We start from the raw sequence: 23,086 nt of genomic DNA on the forward strand, positions 1-23,086 counted from the left end.
CCTTTTTTAATTAATTGAGCTAAGGTTTTGATCAGGACAACAAGAGGATTGTTTAACTGATGAAAACCTTCTCTGACAATCCAGTGACAGCAACAGGCTGGTTGTGTGGTACGGCTATCGCTATCAATTTGTTTGTGCTTCTGTTTCTGGGATTCAATACCCCACTCACATTGATTGATAAACTCTGGGCAACCTTTAACGTTTTAAATATTATCTGTTTATTTTTCTTACTTCATAGAGCGAGCATAATTTCGTTCCGCATAACATTGTTTTCTACAAAGGAGCAGAGAAAAGTAACGATTTTGAAACAAGAAAAACAGTACCTGCGTTTTCTCATATCCGTTCATTCTCAACTTAATCTTAATACCTCACTATCTGATAATTTTCATATGGTATTTTACCGACTTAATCAATTAGTTCCTTTTAATGAAGTCAGAATCATGCTTTATCATCCACAAAGGAAATACCATTTTGAGTATCCAGATAATACCTTAGTTCCTCATCTTCCACGGAAGCTGAAATGGGATTTATATGACAAGCATACTTTTCACGGTATGATTCAAATCCTCATTCATCAGGATCAAGTCCTGTCAGTTTATGAACGAAATATGATTCAATCCGTCGCCGATGCACTCGCAAAACATCTGTCAACCAAGAATACAGTGCGCCAGCAAATTAAACAGAGCATCAGTGATGATCGAAAAACCATTTCCAGAGAGCTGCACGATACAGTAGCGCAATCATTCCTATTCCTGAAAATTCAGATTAATAGTCTGCACTTCCGCACGGATAAATTCTCGCGACAAGGATTAATCTCCTTGAGAATGATCAAGGAAGAGCTCGATATCGCAGGTCAGCAATTTAGAGACATGCTGGTTTCACTGCGAACAGAGAAGAACCATCATGATTTACATGAGTCATTGAAAGCCCTGATCAAAGAGTTCAATCATCGGCTAGGATTCAATATTGAATTTCATTACCGGATAACCCATCAAATTATTCCTATTGGTCACGGTCGGCATTTGGTGCAGATTATTCGGGAGGCCTTAAATAATTGTTATAAACATGCCTCCGCAAGCTGGATCAGCATTCGCATTTACCCTGTTGGAAAAAAAATCATTACCGTTATTAGCGACAATGGTCGTGGTATGCCCCAGACATTAACGGAACAAGAACAATTCGGGCTGGCAATTATGCGGGAACGCGTCTCTTTGATTTCAGGCCAGATGAAAATTAAAAAACGCAGGAAAAGCGGTACAGAAATTGAAATTCAGTTTCCGCTACAAGCGGATAAACTTCATGGAATCAAAAAGTAAGAGTTACATTTATAAATTTTTAATATGACATAAATATAACTCTTATCTTCATAAATTTCATCATTAAAAAGTTCGACTCCAATAATTAGAAATTTGACTGGTGAGTTGCTTTTTGTCGTTATATTACAATCTGAAATTCATTGTTCACAAAATTTATTTTATTAATTTTTTCTCCACATTATTGTTTGATAATCACCTCTGGTAATACCAATCATTCTTGGTACTCTAACCTCTGGGCGGAATAATCCATTGATAATCCGGTTTATTTCATCATCACTACGCGCAGATAAAAGCACTTTTGCATCCCCTTCCAGCGATCTTGTTAAATTTCTTATTTCAAGAATAATTGAGTAAAGGAGACCTCGGAGACAATCATCAATACCTGAAAAACAAATGCTATATTCCATGAAAACCCTTAATTTCAAGCAGTCATGTGCCCTTTTACTAATATTTTTAATCATTCTACTATTCGGAGGCCCAGGTTGAAGTTGATCAACCAGCACCATTGAGGAATGACGAAGTGCCATATTCTCCTTCTTATAGGCGATGCGATAGAAATCTTTTCCGAATAGACTCCACGGTTTTTGCAAAGTATTACCGACTTCCAATGAAAAAAACACATAATCGTCATTACCGAGTCTTCCTATATCCAGCACCGAGGAATGATGAGATGGAAATTCAATACCTTTCTCCTGAAGACAAACTCTTGAATAAATAACCAAATTCCTTTCAGCGTTATCTGTCAGATGAGCATCACTTGCATGGACAATGAAAAAGTCTTTTTTCATAAAAACATCTGCAAATTGTTTCTCCTCATTTGAAAGTTGACCTACCTCCTCCACTAACTTACCTATATTTTTGCGCATGCGATCATGTATATTCACTTGAAATCCATACATCCGTGAGGCACTTCCTTGCTCCATCATTCTATCTACGGCTCTTTCGTTCCAACGTCTACGCACCTCTTCTCTGTATTTATCCCAATATTTTCTTTGCAATTCTAATGCTCTTTTTTCATTTTGGTTCATGTTTATACCCTCAATAAAAATTGAACTATTAAATAAACTTAAAACAAATAACATGGTAATTTTTATGGTGTAAAAATATCTTACTCAGAAATAAACCATATACCAGTAATCATTGAAGATGCTTAATTTTACCGTAAAGGACATTATGCGGATTGGCAGCATAGATGTAGCTTACTAATATATCTTTCATGAAGCGGCAAGTGCAGAACATCCCGACGTGCATCGAGTCATCAGTAAAAGCAAAATCATGTCCCCCCAGCCATATAGTTAACTGGGGGTTTGTTACTTTGCGACCGCGCTGCAATTTGAGATCTATTGAATATCAGCTATAAGCCAACAATTCTGCTTTCCCCATTATTTTTTACAGTTACCCGCCAAATGATATCCTGCTTTTTTGGCTTCTGCTTCTGAGCGAAAATAAATGGCATTTTTATCTGACACCGTCTTATAGCTAGAGCAGTGTGTAAAATGATAAATCTGACTATTTTTATTTCCTTTAATCATGCCATTTGGCGCCGTTTTTGATGTGGCTTTTTGACTCGGTGCCTGATTGTTTCCAGCATGCAGATTATTCTGTTTTGGCTTACTACCTTGCGCCACTAATCCTTGACCTGAATTTTTGTGCCCCAGCGCCCACTTCTGGCTGCCGGTCACAAATGGATTATGGTGTCCCATGATCCGGGCAATCCGATGATCTCTTTCACGCTCCCAAGCATCCACTGGATACTGGCGATCCCAAGACATCATCAGTTGTTGCTGTTGGCGTGACATAGCCAAATTATAACGGTCATGCATATAAAAGTAGACTCGGGCGACCATGCCTTTTACTCTATCGCGCGGCTCAAACAAACGTGATTTAAAATCCACCTTGCTGCTGCATGCTCCATACATATTAGGTGTGTTTCTGGCAACCATTCCGTAACCGAAATTACTGCGATCACCATTCACCTCACCAATCGCAGGAGCCAAGTTATGCATATCCGACTCCATCATGCGAAATACCGGATCAGTATCAACGCAGTTCTTTCGCCCACCATTTTGCCAACATTGACGTTGATGCCCAAATACCCAAGCCGGCACCATATGTTCCCATTCAGTGCGTTCTGCCCTTGTTTGCTGTGACCTTACATGATAGCCACAAGAAGCCAAATCAACACGCCCACCGCTTTTTCCAACCCACTGCCAATCACAGCCGCAATACAGTGTTCCTATGCCTGATTTGGTTTGCCCTTCATAGACATTTTTTCTTGACTCAACTTTAGCTTGCTCAAAACTGGTTGGAGCACTCCATGCATTAAAAGATATGGTTAGTCCGAAAACCAAAAGATAACGGGCCCACAGGCCAATTTTACTATTCAAAATAATACCTATTTACTTATTGTGCATAATGTCCATCTATTATCCTGCCTGATAACACCCTGCAATGACAAATATTATTCGTCGAGTTTTTTAACGATAGCGATGGAAACAATTCATTATTTGAATTAATTAATATTAATATGACTTAATGCACGAAATAGCTCATTTTATTGGGATGTTAAACACTAAAACATCACGCTTATTAAACTATTGAACACTATTTATTTGGGTAATATTAAATCAATTTTGAAATATTCAATTGAATTTATTAGGATAAATGACTATTAGCACTAAAATCGAACAACTTGAGCAAGAGTTGCTGGAAGTTGTAAAGAAATATTCAGGGAATGAAGACGTGACTGTCATTACTACTCACAGTTCAGAGAATAATTCACAGATTCAGGTTATTATTGCTGGTAAAAATCAGTTAGATATTACACTAAATTCGTTTTCTGATTAACCAAAATTCTCTCTGTACTCACTCAATGACCAAAATGGACGTTCCCCTCATGCAGAAAACAGAAAAATTTTAATAAAAACTTATAAATTATTCGAATAGATAGAAGTAAAACTTTCAAAAAATAACCGTGCCATTTTTTGCACGGTTTTTAGAAATGATGATCAAATTAAACCAAATAAAGTCAGTTATCGCACAACCAAAACAGAAATATTGGCATATCCTACAATACCCGACGCATTTGAACCCAGTAAATGAGTTGAAATATCAGGCCGACGTGAGCCGACAATAATCAAATCTGCACCAATCTCACGGGCTGTAGACAGTACTTTGTCTCGTGGAGAGCCAAAGGCAACAGAGAGCGATATTCTGTCTTTAGGTAAATCAATTCTTTCTACGACTTTCTTAAGTTCCTCTTCAGAATTCGCAATTGCTTTTTTAGCAAAAGCACTCAGTAAATCATAGTGATAGCTATAGCTCACTGAAAATCTTGATATATCTGGCACTGAGTGAAACAGGTGAATGTTTGCATTAGATATTTTTGCCAAATACTCTGCATGTTTAATTGCATTGTCAGTTAATTCGTCTTCTGAAATATCAATTGGAACTAAAATCGTGTTATACATACATACTCCCCTGTAATCGGATATAACCGCTAGCTATTGAGTATCAACCGTAATACCGTCACAAAAAACCTATCACTATCATTAATCCGTCATTCCCAACGGCAATCGTTATCGCACTACTAATACAGATGTTTTTGCGTATCTTACAACCCCAGAAGAGTTGGATCCCAATAAGTGTGTGGTAATGTTAGGCCGCCTTGAACCAATGACGATCAAATCAGCTTCAATTTCATCCGCCGTAGAAGTGATTTCGTCTCTTGGTGAACCAAACGCGATTGAATAGGAGAGGTGATCATTCGGTAAGTCAATGGAATCAACTAGCACTTTCAAGTCTTGCTCCGCCTTGATAGTCGCCTTGTCTTTAATTTCCATATAACCTAATGCATAAGCATTAATAATCGCCGATGAAATAGGTAATACATGTAGAAAATGTAATTTAGCCCCTGTTTCTCTGGCGATCTTAAGCGCGCAATCAATTGCCTTATTGGTTAGATCTTCTTCTGAAATATCTACTGGTACTAAAATAGTGTTGTACATATGCACGCTCCTATTACTGAAATACCCAGTTATCCTGATTTCTTTATTATATTGAAATTCGGGCAACTTACTGTGAGTTATCTAACACCTAAACATGTTAGCGCCTATCCAAGTTCATAGATAGGGACTAACCTGATAAACTCATAAACAACCCCGCAATCGTTGCACTCATCAGGTTGGACAAAGTCGCTGCCAACAATGCCCTAATGCCAAGCCGTGCAATGTCTGATGTTCGTTCAGGAACTACCGTTATGAATGCCCCGACTATAACCGCAATCGAGCCAAAGTTAGCAAAACCACAAAGAGCGAACGAGATGACCGCGATTGTTTTAGTATCTAAAATTACTGCGGGATCGTCTAAATAAGGAGAAAAATTCACATAAGCCACGAATTCGTTAATTGCCAACTTTTGCCCAATCAAACTTCCAGCCAAATCAGCATGTTCCCAGCTAACTCCCATAATGTAGGCTAAAGGTGAAAAAAGATAACCCAGCAGGCTTTCCAAACTGACTTCTTTCAGACCAAACAACCCACCGATTCCACCAATAAAACCATTGATTAACGCTATCAAAGCAACAAAAGTCATTACTACTGTTGCTACACCTACAGCGATTTTCAATCCCAGCATAGCGCCCCCCGCAGCAGCTTCAATAATGCTGGCAGGACGTTTTTCGCTGAATGAAATATACTCAAATTGAACTTGTGAAGGCTCCGTCGCCGGGCTTAACAAACGGGCAAACAAAATGCCTCCCGGAATTGCCATCAATGACGCAGCCAGAAGATACTCTACCGGAACACCTAATCCGGCATATCCGACCAGCATCGACCCTGCAATGGAGGCCATGCCACTGCACATCACGGTGAAAAGCTCATTGCGGTTCATCTTATTGACAAAAGGTTTTAAAACCGCAGGAAGTTCATTTTGTCCCAAAAAGATAGTTGTTACCGCTGCAAAGGCTTCTACTTTGCTAATTTTCATCGATTTCTGGAACGCGTATCCCAAGATATTGATGACCCATTTCATGATGCCAAGATAGTAAAGAATAGATATCAATGAAGTTATGAAAATAATGGCGGGCAATACCTGAAATGCGAAAATAAACCCAGCACCGTCAAACAATTCATTCATTTTGGGGCCAACCAAACTACCAAAGATAAATGAACTTCCTGATGAGCTGTAAGCAATAACGCTATTGACGCCACTGGCCATGTTATTAATCAGCCATTTTCCCGCAGGAATATAAAGCATAATCGCACCAAGGCTTATTTGAAGCAATAATGCAGCCCCCACAGTCCGTAAACGAATTCTTTTTTTATTAATAGAAAATAGATAGCCAATCAAAAGCAGTATTACCACACCCAGTAAGCTGCGTAAAATATCCATGATTATATTCCCATTATTTTTAACCGGCCGAAAATCCCCAAGGGGTATTCCCCTGTATTGTTTCAGGCCGGCATTATTATATTATGACTTTGGATAAAAAAGATTGGATTAAAATTACTGGGTTTTATTTATTTCTTTATAAGCAATGGCAATTTGCGCTGCCAATTTAGCATTATTGAAAACCAATTCAATATTCGCCTGCAAACTTTCACCTCCCGTCAGCTCTGTGACTCTAGATAGCAAGAATGGGGTACTTTCTTTGCCATAGATGCCCTGATCTTCTGCTTCGCAGATCGCCTGTTCAATAGCATCATTGATTTGATCTTCCGGCATAGCAAATGGCTCTGGAATAGGATTGGCGATCACAACGCCTCCTTTCAGCCCCGAATGCCATTTTACTTTCATGGCATGGGCAATTTGTTGAGGATCATCAAGCCTCACACTCACCGGAAATTGACTGGTACGGCAGAAAAATGCAGGCAGTTTTTCTGTCTGGTAACCCACCAGCGGCACGCCATGAGTTTCCAGATATTCTACCGTCAATCCCAAATCGAGGATGGATTTGGCACCAGCGCACACGACAGCTACATTAGTCATGGCTAATTCTTGCAAATCAGCTGAAATATCAAAGGTATGTTCAGCACCACGATGAACTCCACCAATCCCTCCCGTCGCAAATACGGCAATGCCCGCCATTGCTGCAATAATCATGGTTGAGGCGACGGTGGTTGCCCCATGTTTTCCCGCTGCGATGACAAAAGGTAAATCACGGCGGCTGACTTTTGTCACCAAATGCCTTTCTTTCGCCAATAACTCAATTTCATCATCGGATAACCCAACTTTTATTCGTCCTTCAATAATGGCAATAGTCGCGGGAACTGCCCCATTTTCCCGAATACACTGCTCAACCTCCAAGGCAGTTTCCCTATTTTTCGGGTAAGGCATACCATGGGAAATAATGGTAGATTCCAACGCGACGACCGGACGATTTTCTACCAATGCGAGTGCCACTTCTGGAGAAATATCCAAATACTCATTTAACGCTATATCTTTATTCATGATTTCAATTCCAACAGTTTTTTTACTCTATTACAGGATAAATTCGGATGATTGGTAAATTCTGAAGATAAAGTCAGTGCAGAACAGCCTTGTGCAAAACGAATACTCTCTGCCAATGTCATATTGTCTAGCCAACAATGAGCAAGACCAGCCATCATCGCATCACCAGCACCATTGGCATTGACAATATTGATGGGAATAGCTGGCGAACACCCCGCAACACCCCCTATTTCACTGTAATACACCCCTTCTGTTCCCATGCTCAAGGCCAGACGTTGAACGCCTTGCTGATGGAACCACGATGCCGCATCAGCCGCATCCGCCAAGGTTATTATTTTTATTCCGCTGAGTATTTCAGCTTCAAGCCGATTAGGTTTCAAAGTATGAATATGAGGCAACCAATGGCGGATTTTAGTCGCTTTAAATGTTGATACTGTATCAACAAAAATCGGAATATTTCCTGCATGGCTGAATAACCACTCTAATGCATCTTCTGTTAAATTACAGTCAACAATCAATATCCCCGAATTCTGGATTAGTGCCTTGGATTGAGACAATAAAGCAGGAGTGAGTTTTTCCAATATATTCATATCATTGACAGCAACCCGCATTTCACCTTGCTCATCAATTAATGAATTGTAAGTTGATGTATTTTCACCTGATAATTTATGGAAGTAATCCGTGGAAACACCGGCTAACTTTGTTTTCTCCAATAAGACTTTTCCATAAAAATCATCACCAACAACAGAAATCAGATAACTTTCATTACCTAATAAAGCAATATTATGAGCAATGTTTCGCCCCACTCCCCCTGCGGTGGATTTATTTTTTCCTGGATTAGAGTCTTCATAGATTATTTGAGAAAACACGTAGCTGGCCACATCCATATTGGCTGCACCTACCGTGACGGCATACCTGTTTTCTGAAAGAATATAGCCCTTACCTTTTATATATCCTTTCTTGCTCAGATTCATAATATGTCCCGCGACACATGAACGGCTAATTCCAAGAATATCGGCAATTTCCTGCTGCTGAATAAAAGGATCTCGCCTGAGGAGCTGTAATATCTGTTTTCCTCGATTTGCCATGTCATGTCCTTGCTGATGTTTTGAACATGAAAGCTTTCTATTTCATCACTGCTCAACAGTAAAGTTCATTTATGCAGTTTATTGTCATTGTGAGAAAGGGATCGTAGGCCGCATGAAAAAACTTTTACAGTTAAAAAATGTGATATTAATCACTATTTATAGTGCAAAAATTTTTATTATGTCAGTATTTTATGCAAGTTAACCGAATTGATAATGATTTAATTTGTAATAATCACAATAAAAACAATCAGATAAATAAAATACAGAATCAAACTAACATTTGTTTGTTTTTCTATAAGTGTGGTTTTTTTGAACGAATGGGATTTGTTTGTTACATTAAAAGATGAGTTATCTCACAATTCAATTTGCCCAGGGAAATGGACGGTGCATTTTACTGATATTACTAAAAATAAATCAATAGAAAGATGTTGTTTAAGATGATCTGCAAATGAAATTATACGCCCCCTTTATAAAATATTTTTACTATTGACTGAACAAGTTGCAGCATTTCATCAAGAGTAGAATCCCTTTAATATAAATCGAGCATTGTAAATTCCGATAGATGTGTATCATCCACTGCATCAGGTCGGAAACTGGGGCCTATCTCATAAATACGATCAGAACACTGGAGATTGAAGCGAAGCGAAAAAGCCGGGGACTCTCTTATCCAACCTCCATTTTTGAGAAAGAGCCGTGGGCGATAATCATCGCCGTTTTATACAAAGTGGGTGAATTCAATATTTGAACTCCATTATTATTAAGATTGAACATCGATCACCCACCAACGTGGGCTTGATGATTTGTATGAGTGTGAAACTGGGCGAAGATTTTTCTGGCCTTTACGATCAAAGCTTCCTAACAGTAGCCCGATAGTTGGACCATCATCTATTGTCCCTGAAGAACTACCACATTGTGGACAAAAAGCACGGCTAGAATAGTCTGAAGAGCGAAACAATGAAGGAACGCCACCAGGACCGTTCCACTGTACGGCTTCCTTCGGAAACGTTAGCCCTTTTCATCCAATGGGAAAGGTATAGGATGTTTAGTGTTGTAGTTAAAAGTATACATAGCCGTGATTATCATCATCACAACCAACGTCCATACCACTTCTTTTGCCCCCGTCCCCAGAACCGCCCAGATACAATAAGCAAAGGCAATAAAGGTGATGACGATATATCGTGTCTTCTCTTGTCCAAGATGACCATGACCAATGAGCAGCAAGGCCGCACAGGTATACAGATAAGGTATCAGGGTAAAAATAACCGAGACAGAAGAAACTAACCCAAATTCCTTCGCTGCATTCGGGGACATGCTGCTGAGTTGGAAAATCGTCATTAAGAGGCCGAGGATCAACAGACCAGCAACCGGCGTTCCCGCCTTATTCACTTTGGCAAAGATCGAAGGAAACAGCCCATCATCTGCGGCAGCTTTAGCCGTTTGTCCAGCAAGCAACGTCCAACCTCCCAGTGATCCCAAACAGCCCGCCGCTGCACAAAATGCTACCACCGCCCCTGCGGTATCTCCCAGCGCCAGTCTGGCCGCATCCCCAAAAGGCGAAGATGAGATTTTCAATGCCGCGTTGGGGATCATACCCATAATCACACTACTGGACAGAACATAACAGACAGCCGCGATAAGTACGCCACCAATGGTTGCAATCGGTACGTTACGCTTAGGATTTTTAACCACACCGGCAGCAACCGAAGCACTTTCAACACCAATAAAAGACCATAATGTGACGTTCAAAATACTTTGGATCGCACCAAAGGTATTCAATCCACTCACGTTCCACGCATCCATGTAAGTTTTACCGCTGAACCAGAACCAACCAAATACCGCAGTAGCCACAATCGGAACCAACGCCAGTGTGGTCGCTACAGCCTGCACACGGGTAATGACATGCGGCCCAATGATGTTCAAAAAGACGAATATCCACAGTATTGCCGTGCAAGTAATGGTTAATACAATCGGATCTTTCAGGATTGGGAAGAAATAACTCAGATAGCCAACCCCGATCACGACCATCGCGATATTTCCGATCCAACATGCCAGCCAATACAGGACGTTCGTCTGGTAGCCCAAAAAGGGCCCAAAGGCCCGTCGTGCGTAAGCATAAGAACCACCGGGACTGTCATCCAGTGAGGATATTTTGGCATAAACGATCGATAGTCCCACGGCCCCAATGATAGTCACCAGCCACCCAAGGATGGCAATGCCTCCGGTTGAAGCCAGACTGGCGGGCAGAAGAAAAACGCCTGATCCCATGATGTTACCCGCCACCATCAGTGTAACGGGGATCAATCCGACTTTTTTCATCTCTGAAATTGTAGCCATAATTTATTTTCCCGTTTTCACTTTTTTTATACACATGACGTGATAAATACCGTTGATAATCTCCGTGCCTTCCGTTTCGTGTTCAAAACCGGGGAATTCGTGATCCCATTTTTGCAGTGCCTGCAAATATCCAATCTGTGGGCAGGTTTTATCACCAAAACTTTCTCCTGAAAGTAGCATCGGAATACCGGGTGGATAAGGGATAATTGAGTTCGCTGCGATGCGATGTGGTAGATCTTTGAGTGCTACCCTTTCTACATTATTGGTCACAATCGCTTGATAAGCGGCTCGCGGAATCATCGCCATTTCAGGTAAGCCCGCATACGCCCGGTTCAATTTTTCGCCCGGATTATTCTGCCGTAAATAATCGAACATTTTATCGCCTAAATCTTTCAATCCTAAATCACCGTATATCTCTGGATACTGGTTCGCCAAATCCGGCAAGACCTTACTTAAAGGTGTATTAGCATCATAATGGTGTTTGAAAGACAATAAGGTGTTGAGCAATGTTCCCCATTTTCCTTTGGTAATTCCCATTGAAAACAGGAACATAATTTGGAAATCCGTGGTGCGGGTGGGTACGATGCCATGCTGACTTAACCATGCCGTTACCAATGCTGCCGGTACGCCTTGTTTCTGCAACTTGCCATTCTCTCCCATGCCCGGTGCCAATATGCTGACTTTAATCGGATCGAGCATACTCCACTCGTCAGGCAAATCTTCGAATCCATGCCAACTCTCTCCCGGACGCATCACCCAGCAACTTTGCTCTTTCGTCAGTAATTCCCTTGGGGCATCTTCAAAGGCAATTTTCTTGCCAGTTACAGGATCAGTCACTTTTTCCTGATTCCACGGTTTAAAAAACCAGCTTCCCTTTTTACTGAAATCCCGATTCAAACGCGCTAGTGCCTGACGAAAGTCTACCGCTTCTTCAATGACTTCCTGAGTCAAAGAATAGCCACTATTGCCATCCATCATGGAAACCGCGATATCGTTTGAGGCACAAATCGCATATAGGGGAGAAGTTGTCGCATGCATCATGTAGGCTTGATTGAATCTTGAAAAGTCCACGGAATTACGCCCATCCCGTACATGAATGAAAGAGGCTTGTGAAAGCGCATTCAGTAACTTGTGAGATGAATGCGTCGCAAAAACCGTCGGCCCCGAATGGTTTTTAGGTTCTCCACGCATTGCGTAATGATCATGATAAATCGGGTTAAAACGTGCATAGCCGTACCATGCTTCATCAAAATGTATCCTATCGACACTTTTATCCAGCAATTCCTGTACATATTTAGCGTTATAGCAGACACCATCATAGGTACAGTTTGTCACTACGCTATAGACTGGTTTATGGTTGGCCATGCTCTGAGTCAATGGATTTTGTTTCAGCTTTTTCTGTAGTGTTTTTGTTTGCATTTCTTGCGGGTAGATAGGGCCGATGATGCCATAGCGGTTACGGCTTGGCAGCATATAAACAGGTTTCGCGCCGGTCAGGATCAGCCCCTGCTCAATGGATTTATGGCAATTGCGGTCAATGATGACCACATCATCTTCGGTCATGCAAGCCTGCATAATCGTGCGGTTAGATCCAGATGTGCCTACCACGACCGAGTAAGAATGGTCGGCACCAAATACTCTGGCTGCATTTCTTTCACTTTCACCAAATGCACCGGAGTGATCCAGCAGCGAACCCAATGAAGCTCGTTCAATCCCCATATCGGTACGGAAGAGATTTTCCCCATAATAATCATGATAAAAACGACCAACGGGTGTTTTATTAAATCCCACTCCGCCCTGATGCCCCGGCGCAGCCCAAGAATATTCATAGGCTTGGCTGTATTTCATTAAAGCTGACATTAAAGGAGGTAACAATTGTTGGCGATAACGATGCATTGCTGCTATGGCCCGACCGGCTATAAAATCCGCAGAATCTTCCAGTATCCAAGCAAATTCAGCCAACTGCTCCAACAATTCATGATTCAGTAAAAATACCGTTTTTTCCCGATCGCTTAATAAAAAGACGGGAACATTTTCCTGACGCTCAAATAATTTATTCAATAATCGCTGTATACTAAGATATAAATCATCATCCATAAGCGCACAACTTACCATTAAACAATCGAACGGCTCATTGGATGAAATTATCGTATAGCTATCATCAAGAGAATCTGCAATAACAACTTCAACATCTTTCTCGATTAATTTATCTGCCAACCTTTGCACCGCATTTTCGATATAGCGACTATGATATCGTGTACCTACTTCGTTTTTTGCTATCAATACTTTCATGACATTTTTCCTTACACTATCTCTACTTGAACCGACAAGATAAATTCAAAGTTACTTGGCAATGACCATAGAATGGTGGACACAGTCAGGAGAATTGGACGGTTTTCATTTCGTTTATGCCGGATAAAAATATGTTTAACGATGCCGTATGAGTCATAGCACTAATATCTACGATATAATTATAATGGTTAACTATTTGTTAAAATATAATTTTTACATTTAAAATAACATTGATAAATATAGTATCTATTTTAATTTGTGCAATTCAGTTAACTGGCCGAAAATTGATGCTGCTACACAGAGACAATGTTATTCGTATTGAAATAGTAGGAAAAATAGTTAGAAAATGTTGTTTTAACACTCAACGGTAATTAGTTTTTTGATTACTTTTTTTGATTTTATTTGTTTTTTGTATAAAAAATCTGTCGTGTAAATTTTTTTTAACCCTTAGGTTTACTTTCCAAAGCAAGGCACAAAAAGAATAGACTCATTTATTAACTGTGTCTGGCCATTAGTTATAGGTTTTCTCTAATGAAACCTTCCTTCCGATTTCGGAAAATCAGTCTTCATCAAATAATTTGATATCGAAACCAATAATACCCTCAGATACAGGAACAAAATCACGCGATTATCACGTTGATTTAGTCAGAGTCAGGACACAATCGCATGACAATGTGGATTTTCTTTACTGACGTTACCATGGAAGAGTACGGGACATCATTAAGTAGGGGCTGGAAACCAATCCCGATTGAGCCGAGTTGAGAGCAATTTTGTCTTATGCCTCCGAGATTGAACTACCTGAAAGCTCCTGCTTCCGTGAAGCCCATCATTCAATTATGGAATTAATAATGAAAGAACATCCTGATTTATGGGCCGAAGTACTGAACGGTCTGAAAAACGCATGGCCGCAGATATCTGGCTCTATTTTGGCCATCATGATTTGTTATGGCCGACTGATTTATGACGGTGTGGAGCGGAAAAATCGCTGGGTCGAGCCGCTGCTGTGCGGAGCGCTGTCGTGGGGGTTTTCCAGCGGACTGGAACTATTTGGCATTCCAAGCAGTGTTTCACCTGCACTCGGCGGTGCCGTTGGCTTTATTGGCGTAGAAAAAATTCGAGAATTTGCTATCCGTGCCATCAATAAACGTTTAGGAGATAAATAATGACAAGAGGGATTCGTAACCACAACCCGGGCAATATTCGCCACCGTGATAAATGGCAGGGCTTACGCGATACACAGACAGACAAATCATTTTGTCAGTTTGTAGCACCGGAATATGGCATACGTGCAATGCTGAAAATCCTGCGCAATTACGAACGCAAATATGGAGATAACACTATTCGCCAGTTTATTTCCCGCTGGGCACCACCGAACGAAAATGATACTGAGGGTTACATTGCTTATGTTTGTAAATCAGTCGGAATACCCAGCAGTACCGTAGTAGATGTAGAAAATGCCGTCACAATGAGCCGACTGGTTAAAGCCATCATCCAGATGGAAAACGGCCAGCAGCCCTATTCCGATGCAATCATTACGCGGGCATTTGAATTGTTATAAAGTTCAGCCTGCTCATAATCATCGTCAGTTCACTGGCGGTGATTTTCAAACTCATACACTGTAGATCACGAGAAAATTCTATTTATGCATACTCTTCTTTTTCAGGAAAACTACCAAGCAAAATGGAACATCGATCACAGTTACCTCAAGTATAAATCACCAATTGTTAAATCTGCGATACAACTACTGGATCTGTTGTCAGCCGAGCAGACGGACGAACAAAATAAAAACATTATTTAGCACTCACTGTTTATATCGACGAAAAGAAGGGTTATATGAAATCACGTGCTGCCGTTGCCTTTGGGCCAAACAAACCACTCGAAATTATCGAAATTGACGTTGCTCCGCCGAAAGCGGGTGAAGTAATGATAAAAATCAGTCATACCGGTGTTTGCCATACAGATGCCTTTACCCTTTCAGGCAATGATCCTGAAGGTATATTCCCTGTTGTTCTGGGACATGAAGGTGCCGGTGTGGTCGTCGAGGTTGGCGAAGGCGTCACGAGTGTAAAACCGGGTGACCATGTCATTCCATTATATACGGCAGAATGTGGCAAATGTGAGTTCTGCCAGTCTGGTAAAACTAACCTTTGTATCTCAGTCCGTGACACTCAGGGTAAGGGCCTCATGCCGGATGGTACAACACGTTTTTCTTATAATGGACAACCTATCTATCATTACATGGGATGTTCCACATTCAGTGAATACACTGTCGTAGCTGAAGTCTCACTGGCGAAAATCAACCCTGCGGCAAATCATGAACATGTTTGTCTGTTAGGCTGTGGGGTCACTACCGGTATTGGTGCCGTACATAATACAGCCAAAGTGCAACCGGGAGATTCAGTGGCAGTTTTCGGTCTTGGCGGAATCGGGCTTGCCGTTATTCAGGGTGCTCGTCAAGCCAAGGCCGGCCGCATTATTGCCATTGATACAAATCCGGATAAATTCGAACTGGCCAGACAATTTGGCGCAACTGACTGCATCAATCCAAATGATCATGACAGACCTATTCAACAGATCATTCTGGATATGACAAAGTGGGGTGTTGATCATACTTTCGAATGTATCGGTAACGTCAACGTGATGCGTGCCGCTCTCGAAAGTGCGCATCGGGGCTGGGGACAATCAGTGATAATCGGCGTGGCTGGGGCTGGACAGGAGATTTCTACACGCCCGTTCCAGCTTGTTACGGGGCGTACATGGAAAGGCACGGCTTTCGGTGGGGTAAAAGGACGCAGTCAATTGCCGGGAATGGTGGAAGATGCCATGAAAGGTGACATTGAGCTTGCACCTTTCGTCACCCACACCATGCCTCTGGAAGAGATTAATGAGGCTTTCGACCTGATGCATGAAGGTAAGTCGATCCGAACAGTGATTCACTACTGATTCAATCTTTATCATAGACAGAAAACCGTGTTGCAAGCCAACGCGGTATCTGACAAGTAACCAGATAATTACCGCAACAGATGACCTTAGAGAGAAAGATAATGAAAAGAATCGAGCATCACGCCTGTTTTGGTGGATGGCAGGATGTCTATCAGCATGAATCAAAGGTTTTGGGCTGCCAGATGCGTTTTTCAGTTTTTCTGCCTCCCCAGATTAAAGAAAGAAGACTGCCTGTACTGTACTGGCTCTCTGGACTGACCTGCACCGAACAAAATTTCATCACAAAAGCGGGAGCTCAACGTTACGCGGCTGAACATGGTATCGTCGTTGTTGCTCCGGATACCAGTCCGCGAGGTGATGGTGTCGCTGATGAGCCGTCTTATGACCTTGGAAAAGGTGCAGGGTTTTATCTCAATGCTTCAAAACAACCTTGGTCTTCACATTACCGCATGTACGATTATGTTATTTCGGAACTACCCGAGCTGGTTGAAGCAAATTTTGAGGTGACTAATATACGAGCAATCAGCGGGCACTCTATGGGAGGTCATGGCGCAATGGTTATTGCACTGAAAAATCCGGGGCGTTATTGCAGCATATCGGCGTTTTCACCAATCGTGGCCCCCAGCCAAGTTCCGTGGGGAATAAAAGCATTTTCCGCTTATCTTGGCGAAGACATATCTGAATGGAAACAGTATGACACTGTAGAACTGATCAAGAGCGTAAAAGAGCGACTCCCAATTCTGATTGATCAAGGGCTCAATGATAATTTTCTGGATGAGCAGCTACGTCCTCATTTGTTACAACATATTTGTGATGAAATCAGTTATCCAGTGACCATAAACCTTCGTCCAGAGTATGATCATAGCTATTACTTTATCGCCAGTTTCATTGAAAACCATATTGTTCATCATGCTAAGGCAATGCAAAAGTGTGTTGAGAAAGGGGAAGTTTTAAATGAGTCAATCTAAGAGTCTCGGCTCTAATAACATTATTGAAGATATTCCCACTCTGATAACAAAACATCTTTTGTAACGTAACCAGACTGCTTGTTTAACCGTTTAGCTCATCAACTGCAGTCAACTTTATTGAAAGTGAAACAAGTTTATTTAGGCAAAGGCTTTGCTCATCTGGGACACGTCTTTATTAACCATGATTGACCAGCATATTCTGGCGCATTTATTAGCGTAAGCGACACACTCCTTATTAAATCCACGCCGGTTAACCAAAGACTGCATCCAATCACCAAGTGCATCATGCCGTAACGCTCTGCGTTGTATGGCTGCTCTGGCTCCATGAATTAAAATACAGCGCAAGTATCGATTACCATTTTTGGTGATTTTAATGCTGATGTTTTTCATGCATGGATGACACAAGATTTGCTGCCAAAGCGCCCAAGACGGGCAGTGATTGTCATGGATAGAAGCGTGGCGCGATAACCTCAAACTCTCTGCCAACCTTTACCAGCGCTTATCTGGCTGGAAAGCTTCCCGGCAAGTCACCGATTATGATGTACGACCCGCCAATGGCTGGGATGTCCGGGTGGAAGGTGGGTTATTAGCCTCCTATTTAGTCACCTACGCACTAAATGCGATATATAATCGGACACGCACCGATCGGTAGGAAAATTAGTCAATATCACCATAAAACACAGAGTCGGTTTATTAAATCTTGCTGAAACCTCAGGTAATATTTCCCACGTCTGTAAATTTATGGGCGTTTTAAGGGATGCGCTTAGACGACTGCAACAATCATCGGGCATATCAGGGATAAATGTGTTGTGGACATGCACCGATGAAAACACTCATTGATGGAAAAATCTCTTTAGAAATAAAAGGGACTTGTTTGAAAATACGAAGCAACGTGGATAACTGTCAGAGCAAGTTTGGACTACCACAGATTAACTCATCTCCGGCTCATTTCCGAGTGAACTATGGTGAGTTAAACATTACAAAAGCCGAGGAATACACATGCACGTCAAATATATCGGGGAAGATGACCCCCGGCACAATTTAGTTAAAAACAAAATTTATAAACTCATGAACCATGATGACGGTAAGTATCTAATTAATGGGGTCTTTGTTCACTCCGACACTGTAGTAGCTGCATACCCGCACCCACACGCAATTTTAATAGCGGAATACGCAAAACTTGCTGCTGAAAACGATGAACCGTGGCGTTGGTTCCAATACCGTAAAAACGTTTTCGTAAACTGGCAGGATTGCACTAAGCCCCTTGTCTTCAATCATGATTGGGAATATAGACTTAAACCCAGCCCCCAAATCATTCGTATTGGTGAATGGGATGTTCCCGTACCGGAAAGAAAACCACCACTAAAAGGCACGACATATTATGCCCCTGATATTCTGACTGATAATTATGTTGACCCGCTCATATGGGACAACAGCCATCTAGATTTACGTTTGCTAAATAGAGGCTTAGTACACCTTACTTCCGATGCTGCAAACACCCATGCACATGCACTACTTTCTCTCATCAAATAGCTCTAATTAAAAGGCACTTTACCCTACTTCCTCTAGCAAAAAGCACATCCATTTGCCAATGCTCTCGCCACCGATTATCGGCGGGAGTGCTTTTTGCTATGCAAAAGATGAGTCCAGATAGCGTTGGAGTGCACTACCACATACTGCTTACCATCACCTAACTGTGAAAACAGTACGATATCTCATTAACCACTGTTAATTGGCGTTAAGGTGATAGCCCCACTTCGATCACTCACTAGGGGGAGATCTACCGCCAGCCTTACTCATCCAGATTACACCCACCGATATACTAGACAGAGCCGTGTCCGTCGCCCTCTCCACTGTGTACTTGGTGCCCAAAAACTGTCTCTGGCAAAACATTACCATTTGCTGCGCTGGGATTCGAGGTCACCTTCTAATAAATTTTTACAACCCTGTGCGAAGGTGGATGCTGAGTCTTAATGAATGAAGCCATACGTCGGGAGCCTTCGCAGCTTCTCAGGCTTATTGGGCAACAACAAATTGACAGGGTGTCTTCCCGACTCATTGCCCTACAGCATGCCGGCTCATGCCAGACAATCACTACGGCCCGACCGTTGAGTGGAATAACAATTCCAGCCTCGCTGTAAGTCTATTAATCTAACCTGAAACTCTGGTGAAGCCGTCAGTCTCTATTCAAGAACAGGAGATATTCAGTGACGGTTTTTCGCTTTGAGGCAATAAGTAATTTTTTAATGTCATCACACTATTATTCCCATTACTGGATGGGGAAAACAAAAGTATCGACACAGTAGAATAGTTTCGATAGTTTACTATTAACACCTATTCGCTATGAGAGCGATTTTGGGTCGAATATTCTTATTTTGAACTAGGTGAGAAGTTCGATTTTCATCCAGGATTCCAGTTAATCAAAGCGGGTAACTTTCATCTTTTCAAGTTGATGTGTCAGATTGAGTTGTGACTAATACACTTTAGCTGTGGGTGAAAACGCCTTTCGTGAACGCAATCCCTCATCTGTTTCCGTTTTCGATGCCAACCCTGTGCCATTAAGTCTAACAGAAAATTTGTTGCTTCTGTTCTTCGTGCATGAACCTTCGGGCGATCCTTTGGTTTATTCACCTATAGCGACTTTACTTCCCCCTGAACTGCCTGTTTATGCCTTACCAGCGCTTGGAATTCATACATTACCCAATCTTCCGACATCCATTGAAGAACTCGCGGCTTGCCATATTCAAGCTATTCGTCGTGTTCAGCCCCATGGCCCTTATCATCTTACTGGATGGTCAATGGGAGGCGTTATCGCCTACGAAATAGCTCTGCAATTAACCAACTGCAACGAGGAAATAGCATTTATAGGTATGATCGATTCGCGGAATCCCAATAAGCAGAAAATTCCTCTTGATGATTCGGTGGACAAGACGCAACAACGCATCGATAGGATTATTAACCATCTGCAAGCGTCCATAAAAACAACTAATAAGAAAGAGTTAGAGGAGCTTCGCTGCCTTGATACTGTAGCTCAGGTCCTTGAACGTTGTGTTGAACGTCAGTGGCTACCCACAAATATCACTCGCGAAGATTTATTCCTCCGTCTTTATACCATTGAGGCTCTAATGCAGCTTGGGGAAAACTATGTTCCATCGGTTTCATGGTTACCGATCCACCTTTATCTAGCAGAGCAGTCTCTGAATGACGACGAATGGCTTGGCTGGCGAGATGTTATTGCCAGTGGCTCCTTCATGATCCATCACATCGGGGGAACACACCATACCATCATGCAACTCCCTTTACTGAATCAGGTAGCTGATTCCATCACCGGATTTCTGTTACCGAAATAACAATAATACTCAAGCCAGTGCAATTCAGTGGAAAACACACGTTGCCCAGTTAAGCACAATGCATATAGAGGAATGAGAGCGCTTTTCTTCAAGGTTAACATTCGGGTGTAGCTGACTCATTCGGGAAATCGGCAATAAGATAGTGTTTAGCCTGTTCAATATAAAACATTTTAAAATCCCGATAATGGCTCCTATGAAATAAAATGAGGATCGTCATGTCCTCACTGAAAGAAAAAGAAGCTTGGCAATAACGCTTGAGTGAGTCATCCGTCTTCGTGCCAGAGAGGAATAAATTTTTGGCAAGAAACATCGACGCCACAGTAAAGTTCTTCTAAATTATATATACTTGATGATCTCCACTATTTTGTTTTCTTTAGCAAAACTTCAGGTATTTAGTTCTCTTCTAAAATATGAAACTCAGGTTACTTATACGAGCAGCTTATGAACGACCTGATGCCTTGGGTGAATTTGCTAGGCAATTGATGAAACGATCAAGGGCTAAAATTTAAAATATTGGAGTAACGTTGTTTTTACTTTTATACAAAAGGTTCTGTTTTTATGATGAATACCAAAAGATTACTTTTATCAGCTTCTCTTTTAGGTGCTTTGCTTCTCAGTGGTTGTGCCAGCGTACCTCTTGCAACTGAACAAGAATCAGCAAAAGCTAAAAGCTTCCCTGCTCCAGATGAGAGCAAATCTGGCTTATATATCTACCGCGACAGCTTTGTCGGTAAGGCGCTAAAAAAAGACATTTATGTTGATGGGAAGTGTATTGGAGAAACAGCGGATAAAACGTTTTTCTACACACAAGTATCAGGCGGTCAAAACCACAAAATATCAACCGAATCAGAGTTCTCCCCTAATGACCTATCCATTTTCACCGAATCTGGAAAAAATTACTTCGTAAGGCAATACATAAAAATGGGTTTTTTTGTTGGCGGTGCCGGTCTGAGTGAGTCAACAGAGGGCGAAGGAAAAAACGTGATATCTAAGGCGGATGTTCATCTTGCAAAGGAAGGGCATTGCAATAACTAATTTTTGGCATAACATGGGTTTCCAAGGCTGAATAAATATGGTGGTCAGACTATTCCTACACGACACTAGGTTAACAGGAGCATCTGAGAATACCTTGTCAATATAACGCTAGCTTTACCGTACAAAAAAATCTCGCCTCACCAACGAGGTTTTTTTGTTTTACAGATTGAATTGGAGAACAGTCCGCCACACCCACTCTCACGCGTAGCGAACTGGCGTATCTCTTCGCGGACTATCTGGCTGAGGTGATCATCACTCATCATTTTGGCTGATTGCGCCGAGCCAATAACCCGTTCTATTCGGGGACATGGATTATTTTTGATTCTGACCTGTACGCTAGATGTGAAAGGAATCATGTCATGACTAATACAGGCAGACGGCGATAACCCGCCGCAAGGGAAACAAAAATGCCACCCGCCCGTGTGTTGCCGTTCTATGAGTCTCAGGGCCTGCCAATGCTGAGAATACTGACAGACCGGGGAACCGAGTTCTGTGATCGTGTAGACCAGCATGATTATCAGCTTTACCTGACTATCAACGATATCGACCATACGAAAACAAAGGCGATGTCACCGCAAACGAACGGTATCTTTGAACGCTTCCACAAAACCATTTTGCAGGAATTTTATCAGGTTACGTTCCGCAAAAAGTTGTATGGCGATCTGGAGAGCTTGCAAACGGATCTGGACAACTAGCTGTGGCACTACAATAATGAACGAACTCATCAGGGTAAAATATGTTGCGGACGTACTCCGATGGAGACATTACTCGATGGTAAACGGGTCTGGGCAGAAAAGAATCTGAACCAGGTTTAATCTGACAGACACCTGTATAAATAACCGGTAACTGTTAGATCAAGTTGCGACTAGTACACATAAACAACTCATCAATTGAACCTCTTTCTCGCCTTCTTATCGCTTTTGCTTCGGCCCATTTGTGTTCAATGGGATTCAAATCCGGACTGTAAGAAGGTAACCACTCCAATTGGCATCCGTACTCTGCTATCGCTTTTAGAGACTACGTTGTAATGATGTCCGTCGTATATAATCAACTAGGGATTTGTAGCGGTATAAGAATCCCAGACACCTCGAAAGCTTGCTAATCTTATTAACATGACAAAGCGTAGTCTTTATAGACTTAGTGACAGAGCTCCTTCTCTCCCAGCCCCTATCAACTTAAAATGCATATATCAAAACAGGGGAAAACTAATGACAAACCCGATTAAGGCAATGCCGAGACAAATAACAATGAGGCGATCGTTCAGCGTTGCCAATCTTTTCATTTTTTTTCTTTTTTTTGGTTTTTCTGGC

21 protein-coding genes and 3 pseudogenes are annotated in these 23,086 nt (G+C 41.7%); 12 read left to right on the forward strand and 12 right to left on the reverse strand.

Annotation, left to right across the window (positions count from 1 at the left end; translation table 11 throughout):
* Window positions 1-59 precede the first annotated feature (59 nt).
* Complete coding sequence (locus tag H8A87_RS06065) at window positions 60-1,316, forward strand: ATP-binding protein (protein WP_198689091.1); 1,257 nt, start codon at window positions 60-62, stop codon at window positions 1,314-1,316.
* 161 nt (window positions 1,317-1,477) lie between these two features.
* On the opposite strand, the gene H8A87_RS06070 is transcribed toward H8A87_RS06065, so the two are convergent.
* Together H8A87_RS06070 and H8A87_RS06075 are read right to left on the reverse strand one after the other, a co-directional pair.
* Window positions 1,478-2,344: a hypothetical protein gene (locus H8A87_RS06070; RefSeq protein WP_198689092.1), complete on the reverse strand. Its 867-nt coding sequence runs from the start codon at window positions 2,342-2,344 to the stop codon at window positions 1,478-1,480.
* A 354-nt stretch (window positions 2,345-2,698) separates the two neighbouring features.
* On the reverse strand, window positions 2,699-3,703 hold the full coding sequence (locus H8A87_RS06075; RefSeq protein ID WP_198689093.1) for an endonuclease: 1,005 nt from the start codon (window positions 3,701-3,703) through the stop codon (window positions 2,699-2,701).
* A 277-nt stretch (window positions 3,704-3,980) separates the two neighbouring features.
* On the opposite strand from H8A87_RS06075, the gene H8A87_RS06080 reads away from it, so the two are divergent.
* Entirely contained in the window at window positions 3,981-4,163 is a 183-nt protein-coding gene (locus tag H8A87_RS06080) for a hypothetical protein (protein ID WP_198689094.1), read from the forward strand.
* A 185-nt stretch (window positions 4,164-4,348) separates the two neighbouring features.
* Here H8A87_RS06080 and H8A87_RS06085 read toward each other — a convergent pair whose 3' ends face one another.
* From H8A87_RS06085 to adiA, 7 genes are all read right to left on the reverse strand, one after another.
* Complete coding sequence (locus H8A87_RS06085) at window positions 4,349-4,786, reverse strand: universal stress protein (protein WP_198689095.1); 438 nt, start codon at window positions 4,784-4,786, stop codon at window positions 4,349-4,351.
* Window positions 4,787-4,894: 108 nt separating this feature from the next.
* Window positions 4,895-5,323: a universal stress protein gene (locus tag H8A87_RS06090; RefSeq protein WP_198689096.1), complete on the reverse strand. Its 429-nt coding sequence runs from the start codon at window positions 5,321-5,323 to the stop codon at window positions 4,895-4,897.
* 127 nt (window positions 5,324-5,450) lie between these two features.
* The gene (locus H8A87_RS06095; RefSeq protein WP_198689097.1) at window positions 5,451-6,707 is read right to left on the reverse strand and encodes a NupC/NupG family nucleoside CNT transporter; all 1,257 of its coding nucleotides are present in this window, start codon (window positions 6,705-6,707) and stop codon (window positions 5,451-5,453) included.
* 114 nt (window positions 6,708-6,821) lie between these two features.
* Window positions 6,822-7,766: a pseudouridine-5'-phosphate glycosidase gene (locus H8A87_RS06100; protein WP_198689098.1), complete on the reverse strand. Its 945-nt coding sequence runs from the start codon at window positions 7,764-7,766 to the stop codon at window positions 6,822-6,824.
* Complete coding sequence (locus H8A87_RS06105; protein ID WP_198689099.1) at window positions 7,763-8,854, reverse strand: PfkB family carbohydrate kinase; 1,092 nt, start codon at window positions 8,852-8,854, stop codon at window positions 7,763-7,765. Before H8A87_RS06105 ends, H8A87_RS06100 begins: the two co-directional genes overlap by 4 nt.
* Window positions 8,855-9,859: 1,005 nt before the next feature.
* A complete protein-coding gene (gene adiC / locus H8A87_RS06115) occupies window positions 9,860-11,188 on the reverse strand; it encodes an arginine/agmatine antiporter (RefSeq protein WP_198689100.1) in 1,329 nt (442 codons plus the stop codon).
* A 3-nt stretch (window positions 11,189-11,191) separates the two neighbouring features.
* The gene (gene adiA, locus H8A87_RS06120; RefSeq protein WP_198689101.1) at window positions 11,192-13,480 is read right to left on the reverse strand and encodes an arginine decarboxylase; all 2,289 of its coding nucleotides are present in this window, start codon (window positions 13,478-13,480) and stop codon (window positions 11,192-11,194) included.
* 848 nt (window positions 13,481-14,328) lie between these two features.
* On the opposite strand from adiA, the gene H8A87_RS06125 reads away from it, so the two are divergent.
* From H8A87_RS06125 to fghA, 4 genes are all read left to right on the forward strand, one after another.
* Window positions 14,329-14,643: a phage holin, lambda family gene (locus H8A87_RS06125; RefSeq protein WP_198689102.1), complete on the forward strand. Its 315-nt coding sequence runs from the start codon at window positions 14,329-14,331 to the stop codon at window positions 14,641-14,643.
* On the forward strand, window positions 14,643-15,038 hold the full coding sequence (locus H8A87_RS06130) for a structural protein (RefSeq protein WP_198689103.1): 396 nt from the start codon (window positions 14,643-14,645) through the stop codon (window positions 15,036-15,038). Before H8A87_RS06125 ends, H8A87_RS06130 begins: the two co-directional genes overlap by 1 nt.
* A 275-nt stretch (window positions 15,039-15,313) precedes the next feature.
* Window positions 15,314-16,423: an S-(hydroxymethyl)glutathione dehydrogenase/class III alcohol dehydrogenase gene (locus H8A87_RS06135; RefSeq protein WP_198689104.1), complete on the forward strand. Its 1,110-nt coding sequence runs from the start codon at window positions 15,314-15,316 to the stop codon at window positions 16,421-16,423.
* Between the two features lie 101 nt (window positions 16,424-16,524).
* A complete protein-coding gene (fghA, locus tag H8A87_RS06140; protein ID WP_198689105.1) occupies window positions 16,525-17,391 on the forward strand; it encodes an S-formylglutathione hydrolase in 867 nt (288 codons plus the stop codon).
* A 138-nt stretch (window positions 17,392-17,529) separates the two neighbouring features.
* On the opposite strand, the gene H8A87_RS06145 is transcribed toward fghA, so the two are convergent.
* Entirely contained in the window at window positions 17,530-17,781 is a 252-nt protein-coding gene (locus H8A87_RS06145; protein WP_198689106.1) for a hypothetical protein, read from the reverse strand.
* 61 nt (window positions 17,782-17,842) lie between these two features.
* Here H8A87_RS06145 and H8A87_RS06150 point away from each other — a divergent pair.
* The 4 genes and pseudogenes from H8A87_RS06150 to H8A87_RS06160 form a co-directional block, all read left to right on the forward strand.
* A pseudogene (locus H8A87_RS06150) lies at window positions 17,843-17,983 on the forward strand (inverse autotransporter beta domain-containing protein); the annotation flags it as partial.
* A 407-nt stretch (window positions 17,984-18,390) separates the two neighbouring features.
* Window positions 18,391-18,924 (forward strand): hypothetical protein, encoded by a 534-nt coding sequence (locus H8A87_RS06155; protein WP_198689108.1) that lies wholly within the window; start codon window positions 18,391-18,393, stop codon window positions 18,922-18,924.
* A 440-nt stretch (window positions 18,925-19,364) separates the two neighbouring features.
* Window positions 19,365-19,532 carry a hypothetical protein gene (locus H8A87_RS19805; RefSeq protein ID WP_232370104.1) on the forward strand — a complete coding sequence of 56 codons (168 nt, stop codon included), beginning with the start codon at window positions 19,365-19,367 and terminating at the stop codon, window positions 19,530-19,532.
* 348 nt (window positions 19,533-19,880) lie between these two features.
* Window positions 19,881-20,741, forward strand: coding sequence for a thioesterase domain-containing protein (locus H8A87_RS06160; protein ID WP_198689109.1), 861 nt, complete (start codon window positions 19,881-19,883; stop codon window positions 20,739-20,741).
* A 59-nt stretch (window positions 20,742-20,800) separates the two neighbouring features.
* Here the strand turns inward: H8A87_RS06160 and H8A87_RS20620 are convergent.
* Window positions 20,801-21,085, reverse strand: a pseudogene (locus H8A87_RS20620) (IS982 family transposase); the annotation flags it as partial.
* A gap of 214 nt (window positions 21,086-21,299) precedes the next feature.
* On the opposite strand from H8A87_RS20620, the gene H8A87_RS06165 reads away from it, so the two are divergent.
* The gene (locus H8A87_RS06165) at window positions 21,300-21,776 is read left to right on the forward strand and encodes a DUF2846 domain-containing protein (protein ID WP_198689110.1); all 477 of its coding nucleotides are present in this window, start codon (window positions 21,300-21,302) and stop codon (window positions 21,774-21,776) included.
* Between the two features lie 419 nt (window positions 21,777-22,195).
* Window positions 22,196-22,591, forward strand: a pseudogene (locus H8A87_RS06170) (integrase core domain-containing protein); the annotation flags it as partial.
* Between the two features lie 34 nt (window positions 22,592-22,625).
* Here the strand turns inward: H8A87_RS06170 and H8A87_RS20410 are convergent.
* A complete protein-coding gene (locus tag H8A87_RS20410; RefSeq protein WP_408646867.1) occupies window positions 22,626-22,781 on the reverse strand; it encodes a transposase in 156 nt (51 codons plus the stop codon).
* Window positions 22,782-23,086: the final 305 nt, after the last annotated feature.

Source organism: Xenorhabdus lircayensis (assembly GCF_016306625.1).
GTDB classification, from domain to species: Bacteria; Pseudomonadota; Gammaproteobacteria; order Enterobacterales; family Enterobacteriaceae; genus Xenorhabdus; species Xenorhabdus lircayensis.